Annotated in this window: 18 protein-coding genes; 12 read left to right on the forward strand and 6 right to left on the reverse strand. The window is 70.1% G+C overall.

What is annotated here, in order from left to right; translation table 11 throughout:
• Positions 1–70 precede the first annotated feature (70 nt).
• Positions 71–1,690: an alcohol dehydrogenase catalytic domain-containing protein gene (locus RUR_RS17890; protein ID WP_283136215.1), complete on the forward strand. Its 1,620-nt coding sequence runs from the start codon at positions 71–73 to the stop codon at positions 1,688–1,690.
• Entirely contained in the window at positions 1,687–2,244 is a 558-nt protein-coding gene (locus RUR_RS17895; protein WP_283136216.1) for an NADPH-dependent FMN reductase, read from the forward strand. Before RUR_RS17890 ends, RUR_RS17895 begins: the two co-directional genes overlap by 4 nt.
• Before the next feature lie 73 nt (positions 2,245–2,317).
• Here RUR_RS17895 and RUR_RS17900 read toward each other — a convergent pair whose 3' ends face one another.
• Positions 2,318–2,536: a hypothetical protein gene (locus RUR_RS17900; protein ID WP_283136217.1), complete on the reverse strand. Its 219-nt coding sequence runs from the start codon at positions 2,534–2,536 to the stop codon at positions 2,318–2,320.
• 90 nt (positions 2,537–2,626) lie between these two features.
• On the opposite strand from RUR_RS17900, the gene RUR_RS17905 reads away from it, so the two are divergent.
• Both RUR_RS17905 and RUR_RS17910 read left to right on the forward strand, forming a co-directional pair.
• Positions 2,627–2,776 (forward strand): hypothetical protein, encoded by a 150-nt coding sequence (locus tag RUR_RS17905; protein ID WP_283136218.1) that lies wholly within the window; start codon positions 2,627–2,629, stop codon positions 2,774–2,776.
• 164 nt (positions 2,777–2,940) lie between these two features.
• On the forward strand, positions 2,941–3,636 hold the full coding sequence (locus RUR_RS17910) for a phytanoyl-CoA dioxygenase family protein (protein WP_283136219.1): 696 nt from the start codon (positions 2,941–2,943) through the stop codon (positions 3,634–3,636).
• Positions 3,637–3,833: 197 nt separating this feature from the next.
• On the opposite strand, the gene RUR_RS17915 is transcribed toward RUR_RS17910, so the two are convergent.
• Both RUR_RS17915 and RUR_RS17920 read right to left on the reverse strand, forming a co-directional pair.
• On the reverse strand, positions 3,834–4,319 hold the full coding sequence (locus RUR_RS17915; protein WP_283136220.1) for a hypothetical protein: 486 nt from the start codon (positions 4,317–4,319) through the stop codon (positions 3,834–3,836).
• Positions 4,316–4,834, reverse strand: coding sequence for an RNA polymerase sigma factor (locus RUR_RS17920; RefSeq protein ID WP_283136221.1), 519 nt, complete (start codon positions 4,832–4,834; stop codon positions 4,316–4,318). Before RUR_RS17920 ends, RUR_RS17915 begins: the two co-directional genes overlap by 4 nt.
• Positions 4,835–5,045: 211 nt before the next feature.
• Between RUR_RS17920 and RUR_RS17925 the strand changes: the two genes are divergently transcribed.
• Genes RUR_RS17925 through RUR_RS17950 form a run of 6 tightly spaced genes read left to right on the forward strand, consistent with a single transcriptional unit; the run spans position 5,046 to position 11,143 of the window.
• Positions 5,046–6,269 (forward strand): ROK family transcriptional regulator, encoded by a 1,224-nt coding sequence (locus RUR_RS17925; protein WP_283136222.1) that lies wholly within the window; start codon positions 5,046–5,048, stop codon positions 6,267–6,269.
• Positions 6,266–7,033, forward strand: a complete 768-nt coding sequence (locus RUR_RS17930; RefSeq protein ID WP_283136223.1) for an ABC transporter ATP-binding protein — start codon at positions 6,266–6,268, stop codon at positions 7,031–7,033. The genes RUR_RS17925 and RUR_RS17930 overlap by 4 nt, the downstream gene beginning before the upstream one ends.
• Complete coding sequence (locus RUR_RS17935) at positions 7,030–7,848, forward strand: ABC transporter permease (protein WP_283136224.1); 819 nt, start codon at positions 7,030–7,032, stop codon at positions 7,846–7,848. The genes RUR_RS17930 and RUR_RS17935 overlap by 4 nt, the downstream gene beginning before the upstream one ends.
• Complete coding sequence (locus RUR_RS17940; protein ID WP_283136225.1) at positions 7,845–8,939, forward strand: ABC transporter substrate-binding protein; 1,095 nt, start codon at positions 7,845–7,847, stop codon at positions 8,937–8,939. The genes RUR_RS17935 and RUR_RS17940 overlap by 4 nt, the downstream gene beginning before the upstream one ends.
• Positions 8,940–8,948: 9 nt before the next feature.
• The gene (locus tag RUR_RS17945) at positions 8,949–10,226 is read left to right on the forward strand and encodes a hypothetical protein (protein WP_283136226.1); all 1,278 of its coding nucleotides are present in this window, start codon (positions 8,949–8,951) and stop codon (positions 10,224–10,226) included.
• Entirely contained in the window at positions 10,223–11,143 is a 921-nt protein-coding gene (locus RUR_RS17950) for an ROK family protein (protein ID WP_283136227.1), read from the forward strand. Before RUR_RS17945 ends, RUR_RS17950 begins: the two co-directional genes overlap by 4 nt.
• 221 nt (positions 11,144–11,364) lie before the next feature.
• Here the strand turns inward: RUR_RS17950 and RUR_RS17955 are convergent, their stop codons facing one another.
• Entirely contained in the window at positions 11,365–12,315 is a 951-nt protein-coding gene (locus tag RUR_RS17955) for an aminoglycoside phosphotransferase/kinase family protein (protein ID WP_283136228.1), read from the reverse strand.
• Between the two features lie 537 nt (positions 12,316–12,852).
• The gene (locus RUR_RS17960) at positions 12,853–15,591 is read right to left on the reverse strand and encodes a VWD domain-containing protein (RefSeq protein WP_283136229.1); all 2,739 of its coding nucleotides are present in this window, start codon (positions 15,589–15,591) and stop codon (positions 12,853–12,855) included.
• A gap of 401 nt (positions 15,592–15,992) precedes the next feature.
• Between RUR_RS17960 and RUR_RS17965 the strand changes: the two genes are divergently transcribed.
• Together RUR_RS17965 and RUR_RS17970 are read left to right on the forward strand one after the other, a co-directional pair.
• Complete coding sequence (locus RUR_RS17965; protein ID WP_283136230.1) at positions 15,993–16,751, forward strand: hypothetical protein; 759 nt, start codon at positions 15,993–15,995, stop codon at positions 16,749–16,751.
• Between the two features lie 184 nt (positions 16,752–16,935).
• Positions 16,936–17,433, forward strand: a complete 498-nt coding sequence (locus tag RUR_RS17970) for a methyltransferase family protein (protein WP_283136231.1) — start codon at positions 16,936–16,938, stop codon at positions 17,431–17,433.
• A 441-nt stretch (positions 17,434–17,874) separates the two neighbouring features.
• Here the strand turns inward: RUR_RS17970 and RUR_RS17975 are convergent, their stop codons facing one another.
• A complete protein-coding gene (locus tag RUR_RS17975; RefSeq protein ID WP_283136232.1) occupies positions 17,875–18,216 on the reverse strand; it encodes a hypothetical protein in 342 nt (113 codons plus the stop codon).
• Positions 18,217–18,312: the final 96 nt, after the last annotated feature.

The raw sequence follows: 18,312 nt of genomic DNA on the forward strand, positions 1-18,312 counted from the left end.
AGACGATTGCGTATAAATCGCAGATCAAAGCGCATTGGATGTCTCTTCGTAGGCTCCTATGGTTGACGGCATGACAAGAGTCCTGGTCAGCGGGGCAACCGGCACGATCGGCCGCCCTCTGGTGAACCAACTTGACGACGCGGGCGCCGACGTCCGCACGGTGACGAGGCAGCTGACCGACCCGGTCGCGCTGGAAGCGGCTCTCGGCGGTGTCAACGCGGTGTTCCTGCTGTGGCCGTTCGCCTCGGCTGAGGGCGCCCGCGAGGTGCTGGAGCTGATCGGGGCGCGGCGGGTGGTCTACCTGTCCTCGGCCGCCGCCCGCCCGCACGAGGTCGAGATCGAGCGCCTGATCGCCGGGACCGCCCGGGAGTGGACGGTGCTGCGCCCGCACGCGTTCGCGGCCAACACTTTGCGGTGGGTCGAGCAGGTCCGCGCGGGAGTCGTGCGGCAGCCGTACGGCGACGTGGCGTTCGCCCCCATCCACGAACGGGACGTAGCAGCCGTCGCGGTGCGCGCGCTGCTCGACGAAGGACACGACGGCGCGGTCTACACGCTGACCGGACCCCGGCCGCTGCCCCAGCGGGAGCAGGCGCGGGCGATCGGTGCCGCGATCGGCCGGCCGGTGCACTGGGAGGAGGAGCCTTTGGAGGAGGCCAGGCTACGGCTGCTCGGGATGGGGTGGCCCGCACCGGCCGTCGATGGGATGCTGCGCGGCCTGGCCGAGCCCGGTCCGGTCACCGCGACCGTGGAGGAGGTCACCGGAGCGCCCGCGAGCACGTTCGAGACGTGGGCGAGCGAGCACGCCACGGACTTCCTCGGCACCATGCGGGCGGCCCGCATCCACGGGTACGGCGACGCCTCGGTGATCTCACTGGATGAGGTGCCGGTGCCGAAGCCTGGGCCGGGCGAGGTGCTCATCAGAGTGGCCGCGACGTCGTTCAACCCGTCGGAGGTCGGTCTACGGATGGGCCTGCTGCACGACGTGCTCGGCGTCACGCTGCCGCACACGCTCGGCTGGGACGTCGCGGGCACCGTGGTCACCGGGGCGGGTGACCTCGCCCCCGGCGACCGGGTGATCGGGCTCATCGACGGGGCGGCGGCCGAGTACGCGGTCGCGAAGGCGAGCATGCTGGCCAAGGCACCGCGGCGGATCCCGCTTGCGGACGCGGCCGCCGTGCCGGTGGCCGGGCTCACCGCGTGGCAGGCGGTCTTCGAGCATGCCCGCATCGGCCGCGGCAGCAGGGTGCTGATCAACGGCGCCGGCGGCGGCGTCGGGCTGTTCGCCGTGCAGCTGGCCAAGCATGCGGGCGCGCACGTGGTGGCGACCGCCGGCCCGCGCAGCGCCGCTGCCGTGCGGGCGCTGGGCGCCGACGAGGTCGTCGACTACACCACCGCTGCCCTGCCGGGCGGCAACGACGTGCTGATCAACCTGGTTGCCGACGTGCCCGCCTCGGTGACGGGGCTGGCCAAGGAGTTCGTCTCGATCACCTTGCCGATCGAGCATCCACGAGCCGTCCGGTTCGTGGCCCGCAACGACCCGGGCCAGCTGACCGAGCTCGTGTCGCTGATCGACAAGGGCGTGGTGGACGTCGAGACGGACGCCCGCCCGCTGGAGTCCCTGGCAAACCTGCACCGCGAAGCCGAGCGCGGCCTTATCCGCGGAAAAGTCACGCTGAAGGTGGAGAAATGATCAAGATCGGCATCATTGTCGGCAGCACGCGGCCGGGACGTAGCGGCGAGTCCGTCGCCCGATGGGTTCACGAGCATGCGGTCAAGCGTGGCGACGCGCACTACGAGCTGGTCGACCTGAAGGACTACGACCTGCCCCACCTCGACGAACCGCTCGCCGCGGCCACCGGGGTCTACGAGCACCCGCACACCAAGAGGTGGTCCGACACCATCGCCGGCTTCGACGGCTTCGTCTTCGTGACGCCCGAGTACAACCACTCGATCAGCGGCGTGCTCAAGACCGCCATCGACTTTCTGTTCGCCGAGTGGCACGACAAGGCCGCAGGTGTGGTCGGCTACGGCGTCAGCGGCGGTGTGCGGGCGGCCGAGCACCTGCGGCAGGTGCTCGGCCAGATCAAGGTGGCCGACGTCCAGGTGGCCGTGGAACTGCTGCTGCACGCCGACTTCGAGAACTTCACCGCCTTCAAGCCCGGCGCTCACCAGAAGGACATGCTGAGCAAGCTGCTCGACCAGGTCGTCTCCTGGAGCACGGCGCTGCGACCGCTCAGAGTGTGAGGCGCCGCAGCACCTCGGGGTTGGCCGCGGCGTGCCGGTACGGGCCCGCGGCGCACGCCGTACCGGACGGTGATCATGATTCCGGAAGGTCGTCGCGGGTCTGGAGTTCGCGGATTCGGCAGAGGAGCGCGGTGCGGCGGGTGTGGGCCCGGACCAGCGATGCGGCGGATGCCGCGATGAAGGCGATGCCCACGGTGAGGCCGGAGTCACGCCGGAGGGCGATCACGGTCAGGAGGGCGGTGGTCGCGGTGGAGGCGGTCAGGGCGAGCCACGCGGCGATCACCCGGTCCATGGCGTACAAGGGTGGGTCGCCCTCATCGCCCCGTCGGCACTCCGCCTGGTCCTCCCTCACCTCCCGAGCGAGGCGATAACGATCTACGGCTTGGTGATCGCGGCAAGCGCGGTCGACGTGTTCCATACGGTGTGGCTGGCACGCACCGCGCATGAGCTCGCCGGGTCCGCCGCCGACACCGATGTACGTCCCGCCGTCGGCCACCCGATGCGCCGGCCCCTGGCCGAAGCTGAGGGCTAGGGCTCCTGCGGCACGCGGCTGGAGATCAACGTCGTCTGCGTCTTCCGCCGGCATCCGCCCTGCTGTCCGGGTGGGCCTTGACCGGAGAGCAGGGCACCCAGGCCCAAGAAAACGGGATGCTTCGAGAGAGGTGCCGGTCATAGGTTTGGGCGGTGCAATCTTTCATGCGTGACGGATACGTCAAGGTGCCCGCGGTGGTTCCGCGCGAAATCGCGGAGGAGGCGTGTGCGAGGTTGTGGGAGCGGATCGGGCCGCTGCCCGATGATCCTTCGACGTGGACCCAGCCGGTGGTGTGGACGGCGGACCTGACGGGTGAGGGCCCTTTCGGGCAGATCGCCGCCAGCGAGGTCCTCGCTCGGGCGCTGGACGCCGTCGCCGGACCCGGAGGCTGGTCGCCGAAGTTCACGCTCGGCAACATCCCCGTCCGCTTCCCCCACGCCGAAGCATCCAACGACGACGGCTGGCACATCGACGCCGGCGTCCCCCTGCAGGACGGCCGGTGGGCGGTGTCAACCAGGCCTCACACGCTCCTGCTCCTGACCCTGCTGTCCGACGTCGGCCCGGACGACGCACCCACCAGAATCCGGGTCGGATCACATCACGACCTGCCGCGGATTCTCTCCGAGGAACCCATGGACCCGTTCATCGCCGGACCGCTCGTCGACGCCGGCACTTCCGGAAGACCACTGGCCTACGCAACGGGCGAGCCGGGGGACGCCTACATCTGCCACCCCTTCCTCGTCCACGCCGCTCAACGCAACCTGACCGGACGTCCCCGATTCATGGCGCAGACACCGATCTTCCTGGCCGAACCACTGGGTCCGGGTGGGCCTCCTGCCCTGGCAGCGGTGTACTCCTGATCGACCCTCGAGGTGCCCGCAAGCGATTCCGAGACCCACACGCAGACCACCGGAGCCCCTGCCTGACCGGTTGCGCGTCTTCACCCACGCCTGCGGAGCGCAGGCCAAGGTGCCGAACCGGTGTCGGCCCCTTGGTGGTGAGATACGGTACGGCCGACGCGACGTGAGCCGTACCGGCCTTCGGCGGAGTTCGAGGGTCAGTCCTGATCGTCGCGGGTCTGGAGTTCGCGGATTCGGCGGAGGAGCGCGGTGCGGCGGGTGTGGGCCCGGACCAGCGATGCGGCGGATGCCGCGATGAAGGCGATGCCCACGGTGAGGGTGGCGGTGAGGCCGGAGTCACGCCGGAGGGCGATCACGGTCAGGAGGGCGGTGGTCGCGGTGGAGGCGGTCAGGGCGAGCCACGCGGCGATCACCCGGTCCATGGCGTACAGCGGTGCGCCCCGGGTGACCGCCCAGGCGCCGTAGCCGGCCCAGGTCAGGCAGACCACGGTGAACATCCCGAAAGCGAGGTGGAGACGCCCGGGAAGCGGCCCCGGTTCGGTGGCCCAGAGGAGCCCGATGAAGGCCGCGCCGGTCAGGCCGGCCACCAGGGCGACCGCGCCGCGGAGCCGCCGCCAGGGGGACAGCGTGCCGCGGAGCCGCCGAATCAATTCGTCGGCCGACAGGCGGGGGTCGTCGTTCACGGCTGGAATCCTTTCCGCAGAAGGGTGTCGCGGAGCATGCGCCGGGCCCGGTTGAGCCGGGACTTGACGGTCCCGACGGGGATGCCGCAGATCTCGGCGCAGTCGGTGAGCGGCAGGTCCTCCAGGTAGAACAGGACGAGGATCTCCCGTTCGGCGGCCGGTAGCCCGGACAGGCCGGCGATCAGCTCGGCCCGGTCCACGTAGGCGTCGGTCGCGTCTTCGGCGATCGGCTCGTCCGCGGGGGCCGCCGCCTGGCCGTACTCCTGCCGCAGCCGGTTGGTCACCGCGCGCCGGGCGATCGTGAACAGCCAGGGGGTGAACCTGGCGGGGTCTTTGAGCCGGGGCAGTCCCCGGATCACCTCCAGCCAGACTTCCTGGCTCACGTCGTCGGCCCGCCCGATGTCCAGCATGCGTGCCAGGTATCGCCACACCGGCGTGTGCCAGCGGCGGATCAGTTCGGTGAGCGCATCTCGCTCGCCCAGCCGGCACCGGAGCACCAGCAGCTCGTCGGTCACCTTGTCCTCCTGTCATCCGTCACCCGGAACAGTCGGTGGATCCGCCGCCCAGGTTCACGATCCGCGAGGTTCAGCCGGAATGCGGCGGATACGAGGTCCGAATACCGCTTGCAGTAAAAATCCCGCTTGTTCCGTCTTGACACTTGTGTCCGGTTCCATCCATAGTTCGTGCACAGACCGAACTAATGCCCCCCACGAGACAAGGACCACGATGACCAGCGGCAATCCGCTGCAGTCGACGCGCCAGCTGAGCAGTCAGGCCGTCGTCGAGGTGCTGTTACGCGAGGCTCCGCTCTCGCGGGTTCAAATCGCGAAGGTCACCGGCCTGTCCAAGCAGACGGTGAACGAGATCGTCCGCCAGCTCGAAGCCGAGGGCTGGGTGAGCAAGCACGGCATGTCCCAGGGCGAGGTCGGGCGCCGCGCCGCGACGTACTCGATGCAACCCGACGCGGGATACGTCATCGGGGTGGACCTGGGCGCCACCAAGCTCCGGGTCGCGCTGAGCGACCTGGGCGGCTCGACGGTCGCCCAGGGCGAGGTGGCCACCGATCGGCGGGGCGGGACCCACCTGCTGGACCAGATCCACACCACGAGTGTGCGCCTGGCCGGTGAGGTAGGGGTCGGCTGGGGCCGCGTCCTGTCGTCGGCGATCGGCGGCCCGGGGGTGTTCAACGCGGCCACCGGTGCGATGGACCGGGCGCCGAACGTACCGGGGCTGGGCGACATGGACGTGGCCGGGGCGCTACGGGACCGGCTGGGCCACGAGATCACCATCGACAACGACGTCAACATGGCCGTCGCCGGGGAGCGGTGGCGCGGCGTGGCGCAGGACTGTGCGAACTTCGCCTTCATCGCGCTGGGCACCGGGATCGGGATGGGGATCTTCATGGACGGCGCCGTCCGCCGCGGTGCGAACGGGGCCGCCGGCGAGATCGCCTACGCGCCGTTCGCGGACGACCCCTTCGACGTCTCCCTCCACGAGCACGGGCCGCTGGAGGAGGTGCTGTCCAGTCACGGCTTCAGCGCCTCCTACACCGCGCTCACCGACGAGCAGGCCTGCCCGGAGCTGATCTTCGAACGGTACGGCGCGCAGCAGGACGCGGCCCGTCAGGCGGTCGCCGCCTACGCCCGGCACATCGCGATCGTGCTGAGCACGGTCACCGCCTTCCTCGACCCCGAACTGATCGTGGTGGGGGGCGGGATCGGCTCGCGACCCGGGCTGGTCGCCGAAGTGATCCCCCTGTACCGGCGGCTCGCGGCCAGCACCGCCGAGATCAGGACGAGCGCCCTCGGCGCCCAGGCGTCCCTGGTCGGCGCCACCGCGGTCGCCCTCGGCCAGGTCCACAACCGTCTGTTCGCCGCCGCCGTACCCGAGCGGCTGCCTCTTCCGGTACCCGGCCCCGCCCTTGAACCACCCGCCAGGAGCGCTCGATGACCGATGGAACACTGAGTATCTCGGCCCTCACCAAGACCTTCGCCAAGGGGTCGACGACGGTCACCGCGCTGGAGAACGTCAACGTCGAGATCGGCGCAGGCGAGTTCGTCGCGGTCGTCGGCAGCTCCGGCTGCGGCAAGTCGACGCTGCTCAACATTCTGGCCGGGCTGGACCGGCAGACCTCCGGACAGGTCCTGGTGGGCGGGCGGCCCGTCGGCGGGCCGGGTCCGGACCGGGCCATGGTCTTCCAGTCCGACGCCGCCTTCCCCTGGCTCACCGTCACCGAGAACCTGGAGTACGGCCTGAAGGTGCAGGGGCGAAGCGCCGCCGAGCGGAAACGGGTGGTCGGCGAGCTGCTGCCCCTGCTGGGGCTGGAGCAGTTCGCCCACTCCTACCCCCGCGAGCTGTCCGGGGGGATGCGCAAGCGCATCGACATCGGCCGCGCCTACGCGGTCGAGCCGGAGATCCTGCTGATGGACGAGCCGTTCGGCGCGCTGGACGTGGTGACCCGCGAGCACATGCAGGACGAGCTGCTGCGCATCTGGTCGGCCCGCCGCTCCACGGTCGTCTTCATCACCCACGACATCGATGAGGCGATCATGCTTTCGGACCGGATCGTGATGCTCAGCCCGCGTCCCGGCCGGGTCCGCGAGATCGTCGACGTCCCCTTCGACCGCCCGCGCACCCCGGAGCTGCGCGAATCCGCGGATTTCTACCGGCTCCGCACCGACCTGCGCCGGATGATGGGAGAGGCCGTCCGATGAGAATGCGTTTGCTCAGCCTGGGCTCCCTGCTCGTCGTCGCGCTGGTGTGGGCGGGGCTCACCCTGGGCGGGGTCGTGGACAAGCTGTTCCTGCCCGGGCCGCAGGACATCGCGGCCGTGGTGGGCGAGTCCTGGCGGGACCTGCTGTCGGGGCTCGGCTTCACGCTCACCCGGCAGGTGGCCGGCTTCCTCATCGGGTCGCTGCTGGGCATCGGGCTCGGGCTGCTGATGGCGTCCAGCCGTACGGTCAACGCCGTACTGGATCCGCTGGTGGAGCTGATCAGGCCGATCCCGCCGCTCGCGATCATCCCGCTGCTCATTCTCTGGCTGGGGATCGGCGCGGTGCCGCAGGTCCTGCTGGTCGTCTTCGGCTGCTTCGTGATCATGGTGGTGAGCACTGTGGAAGCCGTTCGGAACGTTCCAAGGATCTACCTGAACGCCGCCCGGACCCTGGGCGCGGGCGGCCCCCGCATCTACCGGACCGTCGTCATGCCCGCCATCGTCCCCGCGCTGGTGGGCAGCGTCCGGGTCGCCGCCGCCGCGTCGTTCGGACTGGTCGTGGCGGCCGAGTTCATGGGCGCCCAGGAGGGCATCGGTTACCAGATGATCCTCGCCCAGCGCTACCTGCGCACCGACCAGATCATCGTGTGCATCGCGGTCATCACCGTCACCGCCTGGCTCGTCGACCAGGTGATCCGGCGGCTGGAGCGCCGGCTCACCGGCTGGACCGAACGACACGTCGGCGCGGGCGACGCCCGTCCCCGCACCAAGGCCACCGTGGCGGGCACCGCCGCGGCAATCAAGGAGAACTCATGAAAAGGATCGCCAGCCTGGCGCTCGGCTGTGTGCTCGCGCTCGGCCTGTCCGCCTGCGGGTCGAGCACGCCGGAAGCGGCCCCCAAGGACGGCAAACCGGCGGCGAAGGCCGTGAAATTCGGCATCATGCCGTACTTCGACTACGCCCCGTGGGACCTGGCGCAGGAGCAGGGCTTCTTCGCCGCCGAGGGCATCGAGTACACCCCGACCCTGTTCCCCGTCGAAGGCAACATGGCCCCGGCACTGGTCAACGGCTCCGTCGACGTCGGCGCGTTCTCCGACACCGCGGCGGTCAACCTGGCCGGCCAGTTCCCCAAGCTGCGCATGGTCGGGTTCCAGAACGTGTTCACCGGATTCGCGATCATGACGCGTAAGGGGGCGTTCGCCACCTACGAGGAGAACCTGGCCAAGGAGGGTGACCCCGACAAGGCGGCGATCGCCACGATCAGCCAGCTCAAGGGCAAGACCATCGTCACCACCAGCGGCGCCGCGTTCTCCATGGTGATCGACCAGGCGCTGCAGAAGGCCGGGATGGCCAAGGGCGACCTGAAGATCGCCGACTTCGAGCCCGACACGGGCGTGGCGGCGTTCCAGCGCGGCACCGGCGACGTCTTCCTGGGCGGGCTCCCCCAGCGCCAGCGGCTGACCGAGCTGGGCAACGTGGCGCTCATCTCCGGCGACCAGATCGGTCCCGGCGCCATCGCGCTGAGCGGGCTCGCGGCCAACGCCGACTTCGCCGCCGCCAACCCCGAGGTGCTCGCCGCCCTGCAGCGCGTCTGGTTCAAGACCATGGCCTACATGGACGCCAACGCCGACAAGGCCAACACCTTCATCGCCGAATGGGCCAACAAGAAGAACGGCGCCTCCAACAAGGCCGCCGACGTCGCCGCCTTCTACAAGGACTTCGTGAAGCTGGCCAAGACCCCGGCCGAGGCGCGGGAGATGTTCTACGCCGAGGGCGCGCCCAACAACTGGAAGACCCGCATCGACTACCTGATCTCCTACGGCGAGGCCGACAAATCCCTCAAGCCCGGCTCCGTGCGCGCCGACGAGCTGGTCATCGCGGCGGACGTCATGAACAAGGTCGGGTGACGCACGCCGATGGCAGGCATCCACGTCCACACGCAGGACGTGAACGACGAGGGGCCGCAGGAGATCGCTCGGCGGCTGGCGCGGATGGACGACGTCGAGTACGTCTTCGCCCAGGTCAACACGATCTTCGAACGGAACCCCTCCCCCACGGGGGTGCTGGAGCACAACCCGGTGTCGGACGTGGTCATCGGTGAGGGGCTGCTGTACTCCGGCTTCGACCCGAAGGAGGTCTACCCCGGTCTCCATCAGCGGTGGGAGCCGGACCCGGCCAAGCGGGACCCGCTGGCGACGCTGCGGGACAGCCCCCTCAACGAGTCGTACACGATCGTCCCGTGGGTCAACGTCCTCAACGGGGACTTCCTGGGCGACGTGGAGAACAGCTGCGTGCGGGACTTCACCGGTGAGCGGGTGGGGCACTGGCTGTGCCCGAACGGCCCGCACGTCGTGGAGATGTGGGCGCGGATCATCCGGGCCCTGGTCGCCGAGTACGGCTGGCGCACGGTCATGATCGACCGGATTCGGTTCCCGGACTGGTCGGGCCGGGAGCTGGAGCCGCGCTCCATCCTCAGCTGCTTCTGCCCCGCCTGCCTGCGCGAAATGCCCCAGGCGGGGATCGACGCCGACGAGCTGCGGCGGGACATGCGCACCGTCGCGACGTCGCTCGGCGAGAAGCGGTTCGCCGAGGCGGTCGCCTTCTTCACGGCATCGGCCTCGCTGAGGTCCTGGGTGGCCTTCCGGCAGCACAGCGTCAGCCGCATGGTGGAGAACCTCGCCGCGCGGACCCGCGAACTGTGCCCGGAGGCCGAGCTCTGGCTCGACGTGTGGCCGCCCTCCTACGGGTGGCTGCTCGGCCAGGACCTCACCCGGCTCACCCAGGCCGGCGAAAAGCTCAAGCACTTCCCGTACCACCGGCTCGGCGGCGGAGCCGACGTACAGGGCTTCATCGAGTACTTCGCCGACGACGACGCCGGACAGGAGGCGGCGTTCCGGGCCTTCCTGGACGTCTTCGACCTGCCCTACGACCTCACCTACCGGCGGTTCAAACAGGACGGATTCCCGCTGGAGTTCGTGCGGCGCGAGAACGAGAAGGTACGGCGGCTGGCCCAGGAGGGCACCCGCGTCTACAGCGGCGTCCAGATGTGGAACCTCTCCCCTGCCGAACTCCTGGAGGCGACCAAAGCCGCCTACGCCAGCGCGGCCGACGACGTCATCTACTACTGCTACGGATGGGCGTCGGACGAGCTGTTCGGCGCGAGCAACGGCGCCCGGGACGCGGGGACGGCTTGAGCACTGAGACAGCCGTCGTCGGCATCGACCTGGGTGGCACCAAATGCCACGGCGCCCTGGGCGACGCCGCGGGGAACATCCTGGCCGAAGTCCGGATCGGCACCGTGTCGGCCGGGGCGAGCACGGCGCTGACCGGCGTCTGGGATCTGCTCCGGCGGGAGGCGGAGGACCGGGGCATCCGGATCGGGCACGCCACGGTGGGGATCCCCGCGGTCTTCAACCCGGTCACCGGCCAGGCCACCCAGGGGGTCAACATCGGCTGGGAGGGCTTCGACGTCTCCGGTGTCGTCGGCGCCTTCGACATCCCGGTGCACGTCGACAACGACGCCAACCTGGCGGGGATCGCCGAGGCGGGGCTGGGCCACGCCGTCGGCGTGCCGAACTTCGCCCTGCTCTCCCTGGGCACCGGCTTCGGCGGTGCGCTGTTCGCCGGGGGGTCCCTGGTCCGGGGCAGGCGCGGCGCCGCGGCCGAATTCGGCGACATCCTGGTCGCCGATCCCGAGCACCCGTCGGTCATGGTCCGGGCCGAGGACCGCGTCAGCGGCCTGGCGCTGCGCGACAGCGCCCGCGCCCTGGCCGAATCCGACGCCGAGGCCCACGCCGAACTCGGCCGGGACCCGACCGCCAAGACCGTGATCACGGGTGCCCTCCAGGGCGGCAGGCACGCCGGGCGGCTCGTCGAGGACGCCTTGGACGCCCTGGCCACGACCGTGACCGGCATCTGCGCGACCCTCGACCCCGACCTGATCATCCTGGACGGCGGCCTCGGCCGGGCGCTGGCCCCGTTCGCCCGGCCGCTCACCCTGCGTCTGGCCGAACGGGGCATGAACCCGCCCCCGGTGCGCGTCTCGACCCTGCAACCCAACGCGACCGTCGTCGGCGCCCTGCTCCACTCCGTCCGGGCCCTGCGAACCTGACCCAAGCGCCGGTACGGCGTACGCCGCCCCAGGCCGTACCGGATCCTGGAGCGGCCGCAGGGTCGGTTCGCGCCGGACGAGAGGCGGCCGATGATCGGTGCCCGGCCAACCGTCACCGAGGCCAGGTGCGTCTTCCTCGGGCCGAACCGATCCGGCACCACCGCGAGGGCGCGGAAGGACCGGCTCGGCGTTCAACGCCGCGGGGCTGTGTTCATGTCGGTTCAGTCGGCCACGCCTCCGGCGAACGACGTGGTCCGCCATTGGTCGACGGACGGCTTCAGGTACTCCGTCAACGAGGGCAGCTGCGATGTGAGCGGGAGACAGGCGATGACCCGCAGCATGCCCACGGCGTTCACGAAGCCAAGGACGTCCTCGTTCAACGGCCTCATGCCGTTGCGCCGCGCGCCGCGGTTGTAGGCGGACTCGTAGACGGGTCCGAGAGCGGCCATGTCCCACTCGACGGGACCCAGCGTGACCAGTTCGAAGTCGGCGTAGAGGTCCCCGCCCACCCCGGAGAAGATGTTCGCGGGCGGGGAGTCGCCGTGGACGGGCTGAAGGTCGATCCCGGGGAACCTCCCCTCGAACGCCGGGCGTGACCGCACGAAAGGTTCCAGGACCCGCCACTCGCGGCGTGCGCGGTCCAGATCGTCCGGGCCGATGAGGTCGGGACGTTTTTGCAGCTCAACAAGGCTTTGCGTGACGAACCACGGTTCGGCTGCCGAAAGAAACGTCAGTCGGCCCGGATACGCGCGCATGGCGGCGTGCAGGTCGGCGACGATCTCGCAGTTCGCCACGTAGTCGGGCTCTTTGCCGCGGTCCTCCTCGGCGAACTGCCAGAACGTCATCGAGAACCCGTCGCGTTGAACGGGTTCCCGGGGCAGGAGGGGGCTGGGCGGGATCACGGGGGTTCCCCGGTCGGCGAGCCAGCGTGTCACATCCAGTTCCGCCTGCTGGCGACGCGCCAGGGAATCCAGGCCCGTGCCGTGCGGCAGGACGGTGGGAACCCGGGCCACGACCGGTGCCGGCGCGAGGTGGACGACGACGGAGAAAAGGTCATGGAGCACCCTGGCGTCGGTCACGGGAAGTCCGAGCTCGCGCCCTGCTCCGACAGCCGCGTCGACGGCGGCGGAGGTGCGGCGGGCGATGCCTTGGGATGTCACAAAATCGGTCACAGCTCGATGGTTCCTGTCATGAAATGGGTGGAACAACGGTTTACGCGCCCAGTGCCGGAGCCCTGGCGGATGGGTGTCCACGCTTCAGCGGGAGGGCGACTTGGCGGCTGCGGCTGCCTTGGCCGGTCCGCTACGTCGCGTTGAGGTCGCCGGTCGTGAGCGGCCACGACGACGACCGCATCGGTGATCCGCCGCGCCTCGATGAGCTCGTCGACCGAGGCGATCGGTGCAGGTCGGTTGCGCCCGCTCGCAAGCAGGCCGGGTCCAGATGACCATGGTTTCTTCCTCCGGGCACACGCCGTCCGCGGAAGCGGTGTCAGGGTGTGTGCCGTGAATCGACGAAACGCGCGCCCAAGACGCGTCTGTGCATCGATGCGGGGCCGTACATGCGCTCGCCAGACGAGGCTAGCCCGATCACTCAGAGGAAGAGCAGATGCTGCATACCCCTGAGGATAGCAAGGTCGCCGACCGGTGCCCCAGACCGTACCGGATCCCGGGGTGCCCGCCGACCTGGCCGGGGCGGGCCGAGTGCCGCAATCAGTCGGCGAGGGTCGGGCGGAAGGCGTAGCGGCCGGTTTCGGAGGTGGGCGACCAGACGATCAGCAGGTAGGGCTTGCCGGGTTCGAGGGTGGCCAGGTCGATGTCCCAGCACAGGTTGTACGGGGTGTAGACGTGGGGCGCCGGGACGTCGTCGGCGACCGCCACCTGGAGATCGCATCCGCGGGCCCCGGTCAGGCGGAGCCGACCCGGCCGATCCACCGTGAACGTGTGCAGGTCGACGCGGCCGGGGACCTCCAGGTCGCCGGTGACCGCGGTGCCGATCGTCATCGGCAGACGGCGATCCTTCGCCGTGACCAGCCGGAACCGGTAGGGGCCGGTGTCCCCGGCGGAGCGGGAGACCTTCAGCGTGTAGACCGCGCCCGGCCGCACCCGGTACTGGTAGACGCTGGTTACCGTGAAACCGGGAACACCGGAACCGTCGGGACCCTCCACCTCGGTCCGCAGGGTCGCCAGGCCGGATTTCCCGTTCTCCCCGGTGATGTCGGTCAGCCGCAGTACGGTGGCGTCGCCGGTCTTCAGCCGGAACACGTCGGCCCCGTCCCGCTGCTCGATCGCGCCCTGCGCGACGTCGCCGTCCCGCAGGGTTTCGCCGGATCGCACCGCGGGTCGCCGTGCCGCCTCGGCGAGCCGTTGCGCGGTGACCATGGCGCCGACCGCGAACGCTGGCTGCCCGGTGAGCACGAGGTCCATGGCGCAGTCCCCCTGCGCCTTCGACGAGGTGACGCCGAGCGCGGCGCACGTCCGCCGGGCCTGCTCACTGCGTCCGGCGTCCAGGTGGTCGGCGGTCACCACCTGGTCGGGGAAGCCGCGATCGGTGAAGGTACGGGTGTCGGTACCGGACGGGTAGTGGAGGAGGGAGGTGTCCTGGGTGACGCGCCAGGTGTCGGCCAGGCCGCCGTCGCCGTACAGCTGCCGATGATCGGGGACTTCCGGAAGCTTCGCACCGTTCTTGACGGACAGGTCGTCGGCCGGGTCGTCGTTGAGGTTCCCCAGCAGCCCGGCGAGGCGGCCCTTGTCCCGTTCGGCGGGATAGACGAGGATTCCCAGCGCCGTGTGACCGATGAGGCGTACAACCACCTCGGTGCCGTCCGGCCAGGAGACCGTGTACTGGTCGCCGGTGAAGCCGACCGTCCCGCCGCCCGGTAGCCGGGTGGTCCCGGTGAACGCGGTGTCCCGCCCGTTCAGCCGGCTCTCCAGCCTGCCCTCGTACAGCGAGAGGCTCACCCGGTCCGGCCCGACCCGCATGCCGACGGCGGAGTTCATCGCGGCCAGTCGCGTGTCCGGGACCGCCGACTGCCTGACCTGAACCTCCATGTCCTCGGAGCGGGCGAGCACGAACTCCCCCACCGCCTGGAAGTCGTACGGCCGCAGGTCGAAGGTGGTCAGGTGCGGATCTCCGTCACTGGCCCCCGCATGTCCGGACTGACCCGGTTTGATAGGGGGCTTGGGGCGGTCGTCGGGGCGCTTGGGCGTGCAGGCGTCGCGGACGGCCGCGATATCCGGGTCGTTTCCCGGCGGGATCGCACGGCCACTGTAGGAGCGGCGAGGCGGCAGGCCCTTGAGTCCCCGGTAGTTGTTCTCGGCGCGGACGGCCCGGACCTCCGAGATCGGCGCGCCCGGCTTGGGCGGGTTGCCGAAGGTGCAGGCCGTCTGATCGAGCAGGTCCTTGGCATTGTCGAAGGCGTGCACCAGCTCGTGGTAGAACGCGCTGCACGGCTCGGAGTTCGTCCCCGGCTCGCCGCTGATCGGCCCCCGGTACCGGGGGTTCCACTCCACCACCGTCCTGCCGTCGAAGTGGACGGACTCGGGTCCGTGCTGACCGTGCGCCGGACGGACAACCACCCTGAACGACGATTTATCCAGGAAATCTATGACTCCGGCGGAGTCGGCGGCGATATGGGTCCGGATCTCGTTGAGGCACCCGTTGACGAAGTCGTCGAACCCGAGATTCCGCGGATCGCCCTGGTCGTCGATCTCGATCACGGCACGGGCGGGGGCGGCCCGCGCCAGATGCGCCGCCGCCAGCCCCACCAGCAGGACCACCGTCACCGCGGCCGCCCGGCGGCGCCGGCGCAGCACCAGAAGGGCCGACAGCCCGAAGACCAGCAGCAGAGCCAGCCCGAGCAGGGCCAAGCCCCAGGCGAGGAGGAACCCGCCGACCATGCCGTCCTTCCTCGCGACGGCGAAACGCACCGTCACGGGACCGCTCGACGCGGTGCACGCCCCTGACATTCCGGGCATCCGGTACGTCGCCCGCATGGCATACGCGCCGGGCCGATCCACCGGCCACGTCGCGGTCACCCCGCCGCCGCCGGGCGCCGGGGCGACCGTGGTCAGCGCGGCACCGCCGGGATCCCGTACGGCGATGAGCGGGAAGGACACCCGCGCCCCCGGCGTCACCTGATGCGACCGGGCCCGCAGCACGGCGTCGAAGCCGTCGGTGTAGGTGGCCAGGGCGAACTCCGGATCCACCGGTGTGCCGTCCCGGGTGAGGTCGAGCTGGAGGGGACCGCGGGAGGTGGCGGCCAGCCTGCAGGCCCTGCCGCCGCGATTGGTCACCGACACCGTGAAGGCGACCGGCTCCCCCGCCGTGAACTCCGGCTTCGCCGCGGAGACCGTCATCTCCAGCCCGTCCGGGGTGGCCGCCTGCGCGGGAGCCCCTCCGCCGAGGAGCGCGCCCAAGACCAGTGCCCCCAGCCAAACGCCCCGTTTCACACCCGGCACGCTATTGGCCCGGGTATGCCGTCACCAGTGGCCGCACCGGAACGCCCCGCTTCCTGCCCGGAACATTAACCACCCGGTACCGGCGTCATGCCATCGGTCCAGGAAGCGTCGGGTACGGCGTGCCGCCTCGCGCCGTACCCGACAGCCCGGAGCCACAGCCTGGTCGGCAGGACGACCCTCCGGACTCTCCTCCTGTCAGGCCTATGCCGATTCCTCCATGTATGGGACGCCTGTCTTGCTCGATAAGATCGGTACCGCACCGAGCCACATCCGTCGGGGATCGATCCGCGAATGCGTCGGCCCCACGCGATCAGCCAGGGCCGGAGAGCCTTTCGCCTGAGGTGGCCACTGATTGGCAGCCACCGGCCATGGAAGAGAAAGGCAGGGGGTCCGTGGATGACGGGCAGCTCCATATCACCGCCACCACCGACGTGCTGGCCGACATCGCCGCGGGTTTTCCGCACGGTACCCCCGTTCTCGTCGACGTCGAGGAAGTCGAGCCGGGCCATGTCCCCCGCGACATGCGCGGCTGGGCGGTGGTGGCGCGGCTGGTTCACCTGCCGTTGAACGCGGCAGGCACGCCGGCCGGGCCGGGCGAACCCATCGCCTGGGGCGAGAAGGACGCCGAGGGCAGGCAGCGGCTGCTGTACGCACCGGTCCTGATGCTGCAATCACGCAAGCTCGCCGTCCCCGGCCGGATCGGGCCGGTCGCGCACCCCGCCGACCCGTGCCGACGACGCGCGGACGCCGCCATGTTCATCGGGCACAGGGACGAGGCGGGCCCGTATCTGATGGAACTGGTGCAGGCCGTGGCCGAGCTGCAGCGTGAAGTCGCCACGATCGCCGTCGATGAGCTACGGCGTCTGCATCCCGCCGCCCGTCGGCACCTGGACAGGCTGAGCGACGCATTGGAGCACGCCAGGGCCATCGCCGACGACGCCGCTCGCTTCGACTCGGTCTGCAAACTGCTCGAACTGGGCACCCGCTCGAAGTGGATCTATGAGCTGCTCGACGAGCAGCCTTGCGATCAAGACAACCTGTACCACACGCTGGTCACGCTACCGGACATGGCGTGGTCGGAGCCGACGTGCCAGGTTCACGCCGCCATCGTCCGCGAGAGAGTTCCGGGGTCGCAGTTGGAGCCCCTCTGACCCGCCCGCCTTCACGTGGCGTGAGCCGCTCGGCGGGCCGTAGGCCTGCCCCGCCTGGTCCCATCGACGACATCGGCCCCGGCTTACTCAGCCGGTGCAGGCGTGACGGGCTGCTGATGGTGCCGTGCGGGGAGGGGTACCGTTCCCGGGCGTTGAGCCGTCCGACTCCGTGGAGGTTCCGGGTATGAGAAAAGCGACGGCGGCGGCCGGTTCCTCGATCTTCTTCGCCGCGGCCCCGTGCGTGGTCGCCGGTGTCGTCCCCTGGCTGCTCACCGGCTGGCGCTTCGAACCGGTCTGGCTGCCGTTGCGGATCCTGGGCGGCCTGCTGGCAGCGGCGGGAACGGTGGTGGTGATCCAGTCGTTCGTCCGGTTCGTGGTGGAAGGTCGCGGCACCCCCGCTCCGGTGGCACCCACGCGGTATCTGGTCGTCGGCGGTTTCTATCGCTACGTCCGCAACCCCATGTACGTGGCCGTCGTCGGGACGATCCTCGGCCAGGCCCTGCTGCTCGGGCAGCTCGGCCTGCTCTGGTACGCCGCCGTCTGCTGGGCGGTGACCGCCCTGTTCGTCCACGTCTACGAGGAACCGACGCTGCTGCGCGCCTACGGTGAGGAGTACGAGGCCTACCGCCGCGCGGTGCCCGCCTGGTTCCCCCGCCTCCGCCCCAAAGCCGACCCCAGGTAGGCTCTCGAAGATCCAAACCTATCCGGTACGGCGTGCCCCGCCCGTTCTATGCAGGAACTCCGAGCCCTTGGCGTACGCGATGGCGGAACTCCCGCACGCCGGCCTCCGCCTCCAGCGGGCCGACGCGTGGAGAAAGCCCCTCACGTAGGTAAGGGAACGGATGGCGGAAACGTTCGACGGCCCCACCGACGCGACGGTCGCAGGCAGCCTACTCGCCTGGGCCCGCAGTCAAACGGTCTCACCCAACTGTTCGGCCAGCCGTTCCAGGCCACCTCTGATGAAACGCCCACACTCGTCGTCGCCAAGTGCACCGATCCCGGCCCGCGCCCACTGGAGGACCTGGTACCCGGCGATCGTCGTTTTGATTATGGGATTCACCGGCTATGTCCGGCCGATCGCTCGGTCAAGCGAAGCCTGGGGCGAATCCCGTACGGCCTGCGGCTACTTGCCGACCGGGCGTACCCGCACGCTGAACACCGCCGCGCGGTCGTCGTCGTGCGGCCGGGAGAACGCCGTGACGAAGTCCCGGCCGTCGTGGGTGAGCCCGGCGTAGTCGCCGAGGAAGAAGCCGGGTGGGCCGATCTCGGTGAGCCGGGGGGCCTGGCGCATGTCGAACGAGGCGGGGGTGAGCCGGGTCTCCCGCGAGTACCCCTTCGGAGACAGGCAGCGCTTGACGCACGACACCAGCCAGCGGCCGGTGAGCAGCGAGGCGTCGGGACGGGTTCCAGGCCCCCGTCGTGGTGTCCTGAAGCGGCCGCGGATCACCGTGAGAACAAGTGGCATCAGGGGTTGTAATCGCCTCATTACAGAAGGAAACTGGCCTTTGGTGATACCGCACTCCTCCAAGTCCCATCGGCCCGGATCGTGAAGGAGAGGGCA

This window comes from Rhizohabitans arisaemae, assembly GCF_025996515.1.
Lineage (GTDB): Bacteria > Actinomycetota > Actinomycetes > Streptosporangiales > Streptosporangiaceae > Rhizohabitans > Rhizohabitans arisaemae.